This window comes from Novosphingobium sp. MBES04 (assembly GCF_000813185.1).
GTDB lineage: Bacteria > Pseudomonadota > Alphaproteobacteria > Sphingomonadales > Sphingomonadaceae > Novosphingobium > Novosphingobium decolorationis.
Genome location: NZ_DF850488.1, coordinates 763,898 through 768,037, shown reverse-complemented (window position 1 = coordinate 768,037; position 4,140 = coordinate 763,898). Strand labels below are relative to the sequence as shown.

Genomic DNA, 4,140 nt, shown 5'->3' with positions numbered 1-4,140 from the left:
TAGCCTTCACCAACTTCTACAATCCGGCCGACGATAGCGCCGTTCCGGGTGGGAAGAATCATGCCACATTCGCGGCTGCTTCTTCCGATGCCACCCCAGAAGAGCAGATCGATGCAGCCTATGCTGTGCTGACCAAGGCCTTAAAGGCGGATTTGCTCACCCGCGTGCAGGAGCAATCCCCTGCATTTTTCGAGCGGCTCATTGTCGAGCTGCTGGTCGCGATGGGCTATGGCGGTTCGCATGATGACGCGGCTCGGCAATTGGGCAAGAGCGGCGACGGCGGCATTGATGGCATCATCGATGAGGATCGGCTTGGACTCGATCGAATCTATGTCCAGGCCAAGCGTTACGCGACCGGTACGGCGGTGGGGCGGCCCGAGGTGCAGGGTTTTGTCGGAAGCCTTGTCGGTCTTGGCGCGAGCAAGGGCGTGTTTGTCACTACCTCCGCCTTCAGCAAGCAGGCGCTGGACTATGCCAAAGGGCTGCAACAGCGGGTGATCCTGATTGACGGGACACGCCTTGCCGATCTCATGGTCGAATTTGGCGTTGGGGTTCGTTTCAGCCGCCAGATCGAGGTCAAGCGCCTGGATGAAGACTTCTTCACCGAGGACACTTGAAATCGCCTGGATACCGGCGATCACAAACTTACCCCCCCCCTGTCAACTCGACATAGTGAGGCCCTTCCGCCACAGAGGGCGATATCGGAATTTAAGGTTTGAATAATGACGAGTCAGCAACAGCGAGAAGCCCTGCACCGGCAGATTTGGGCCATTGCCAATGAGGTCAGAGGTGCCGTCGATGGCTGGGACTTCAAGCAGTTTGTCCTGGGCGCTCTGTTTTATCGCTTCATCAGCGAAAATTTCACCGATTACCTCGAAGCGGGCGATGACAGCGTCAATTATGCCCGCATGGACGACAGCGCCATTCCGCACGAAGCAAAAGTGGATGCGATCAAGACCAAGGGGTACTTCATATATCCCAGCCAGTTGTTCGCCAACGTCGCTGCAGGTGCCAACACCAATGACAGCCTGAACACCGATCTTGCGGCCGTGTTCAAGGCGATTGAAAGCTCCGCCAACGGCTACCCATCGGAACCGGATATCCGGGGCCTGTTCTCGGATTTCGACACCACCAGCAATCGCCTTGGCAACACGGTGAAGGAAAAGAACACACGACTGGCGGCGGTCCTGAAGGGTGTTGCCGACCTGCCCTTGAAGTTCGAGGACAACCAAGGCGACCTGTTCGGCGATGCCTACGAATTTCTGATTTCGAACTATGCCGCCAATGCGGGCAAATCGGGCGGGGAGTTCTTCACCCCGCAACACGTTTCCAGGCTGATTGCGCAACTGGCGCTGCACGGACAAACCAGCGTCAACAAGATCTACGACCCCGCCGCTGGCTCCGGCTCGCTGCTGCTGCAAGCCAAGCGGCATTTTGACGATCACATCATCGAAGATGGCTTTTTCGGGCAGGAAATCAACTACACCACCTACAACCTCGCTCGCATGAATATGTTCTTGCACAACGTCAATTACGACAAGTTCAACATCCAGAACGGCAACACGCTGGAAGACCCTCGTTTCCTGGACGAAAAGCCGTTTGACGCCATCGTGTCCAACCCGCCTTACTCGGTGCGTTGGAAGGGCTCGGATGATCCGACGCTGATCAACGATGAGCGCTTCGCCCCGGCCGGGGTACTTGCGCCGAAGTCCAAGGCCGACTTTGCCTTTGTGCTCCATGCCCTGCATTATCTGTCGGCCAAGGGGCGCGCGGCGATCGTGTGCTTTCCCGGCATTTTCTATCGCGGCGGGGCAGAGCAGAAAATCCGCCAGTATCTGATCGACAACAATTATGTCGAAGCCGTGATCGCGCTGGCCCCCAACCTGTTTTTTGGCACCACCATCGCGGTCAACGTGCTGGTGCTGGCCAAGAACAAAACCGACACCGACGTGCGCTTCATCGACGCGACCGCAGAGCATGAATTTTACCGAAAGGGCACCAACAACAACTTCATGGACGCCCCGCACATCGCGCGGATTATGGACCTGTTCGCCAGCACGGATCCCGTGCCGTACGTCGCGGAAACCGTTTCTTTCGAGCGGATGGTTACCGCCGACTACAACCTATCCGTCAGCGCACATATCGAGGCAAAGGACACCCGTGAGGTGACAAACATCACCGCCCTGAACGCAGAATTGAAGGCCACTGTCGCCAAGATTGACCGGCTGCGTGCAGATATCGACGCCATTGTTGCGGAAATCGAGGCGTGAACGATCTCTGCTTCCTGGAAAAGCTGTTGAATGGAGCAGGATTTGTGTGGATTCCGCTCGAACAACTTGGGCAGTTGGTGAGAGGTAACGGCTTGCCTAAATCAGATTTTACCGAAAGTGGCATACCCGCAATTCACTATGGCCAGATTTATACAACTTATCGCCTCGTCACGCATTCAACGATGTCGTTTGTCTCACATGAAACTGCAGATTCTTTGCAAAAAGTCGAAACAGGCGACGTCATTATAACCAACACGAGTGAGAATTTTGAAGACGTTGCAACGCCATTAGTATATTTCGGTGTCGAACAAGCCGTAACCGGCGGGCACGCGACCATATTTAAGCCGAATGGTTCGATTTTGGGGATGTTCCTCGCTTATTTTATGCAGACGCCAAGTTTTGAAGCGGCGAAGCGAAAATATGCGAAGGGCGCAAAGGTCATTGATGTCTCGGCGAAGGACCTCGCAAAGATCGGAATTCCGATCCCTTGCCCAGAAGATCCGAAGAAATCGATTGCGATACAAGCCGAGATTGTCAGGGTTTTGGACAAATTTACGGAGCTTACTGCCGAGCTTACTGCCGAGCTTGATGGGCGCAAGAGGCAATACAAGCATTATCGCGATAAAATTTTGACCTTTGAAGGCGTCGACGTGTCTTGGAAGACGCTGGATGAAATTGGCGAATTTATCCGTGGAAGGCGCTTCACGAAGGCGGATTATGTGGATGATGGTATTAGTGCCATCCATTACGGCGAAATTTATACACATTATGGCGTCTATGCCTACGAGACGTTATCGAAAGTCAAAAGCGAACTCGTGGACTCATTGCGCTACGCCGAGAAGAACGACGTTGTGATCGCAGGCGTCAGTGAAACCGTAGAAGATGTTGGCAAGGCTGTGGCTTGGCTCGGCGACGAAAGGGTCGCTATCCATGACGACAGCTTTGCCTTTCGTCACACTATGAACCCCAAATTCATTGCCTATGCGATGCAGACAGAGGCCTTTCACCGCGAGAAGGCGAAGCACGTTGCAAGAGGCAAAATCAAAAGGCTTCTGATCGACGGAATCAAAAAGGTCAGGTTACCGATCCCTTATGCTGATGACCCCGAAAAGTCCCTTGCAGAGCAGGCGCGGATTGTGGCGATCCTCGACAAATTCGACACGTTGACCACCTCGCTCAGCGAAGGCCTGCCGCGTGAAATCGAGCTGCGGAACCGGCAATACGAATACTACCGCGACTTACTCCTGAGCTTTCCCAAGCCAGAGGAGATGGCCGAGGCATGAGCCAGACCCTCGAACAGATCGCGCAGGCCCTGCATGGCGCGAACAAGAAGGTCCAGTTGATCTATGCCTTCAACGGCAACGGCAAGACGCGCCTGTCTCGTGCGCTGAAAGATCTCGTGGCTCCGAAGGCCGACGACGCAGAGGCGCCTGCACCGTCCCGAAACAAGATCCTCTACTACAACGCTTTCACCGAAGATCTGTTCTACTGGGATAACGACCTGCTGGACGACGCCGAGCCCAAACTCAAAATCCAGCCAAACAGCTTCACCGACTGGATTTTGCTGGAGCAGGGGCAAGAGCCCAACATCACACGGCATTTCCAGCACTACACCAATGACAAGCTGACACCCAACTTCAACGAGGAATATCAGCGCCCCGGCCCGGACGGCACCGCACAGACCATAAAGGCATTCTCCGAAGTCACCTTCTCACTGGAAACCGGCGACACCCACACAGGAAATTTCAAGATTTCCAAAGGCGAGGAAAGCAACTTCATCTGGAGCGTGTTCTACACGCTGCTGGAGGTCGTGGTTGACGTGTTGAGCGTACCGGAACCGGCAGAGCGGGAAACCACACAATTCGACCAA

At 54.7% G+C, this 4,140-nt stretch carries 3 protein-coding genes and 1 pseudogene; all 4 read left to right on the top strand.

What is annotated here, in order from left to right:
* Nucleotides 1-617: restriction endonuclease (locus MBENS4_RS26355; protein ID WP_039388774.1), on the top strand; the 617-nt coding region annotated here is incomplete at its 5' end.
* 105 nt (nt 618-722) lie between these two features.
* Nucleotides 723-2,270 (top strand): type I restriction-modification system subunit M, encoded by a 1,548-nt coding sequence (locus MBENS4_RS03400; RefSeq protein WP_039388773.1) that lies wholly within the window; start codon nt 723-725, stop codon nt 2,268-2,270.
* A complete protein-coding gene (locus MBENS4_RS03395) occupies nt 2,267-3,553 on the top strand; it encodes a restriction endonuclease subunit S (protein WP_039388768.1) in 1,287 nt (428 codons plus the stop codon). The genes MBENS4_RS03400 and MBENS4_RS03395 overlap by 4 nt, the downstream gene beginning before the upstream one ends.
* Nucleotides 3,550-4,140, top strand: a pseudogene (locus MBENS4_RS03390) (anticodon nuclease); the annotation flags it as partial. The gene MBENS4_RS03395 and the pseudogene MBENS4_RS03390, both read left to right, overlap by 4 nt.

What these genes read in the sequence shown, in the direction of transcription:
- MBENS4_RS03400 (WP_039388773.1), top strand. Translation starts at nt 723, where the DNA reads ATGACGAGTCAGCAACAGCGAGAAGCCCTGCACCGGCAGATTTGGGCC.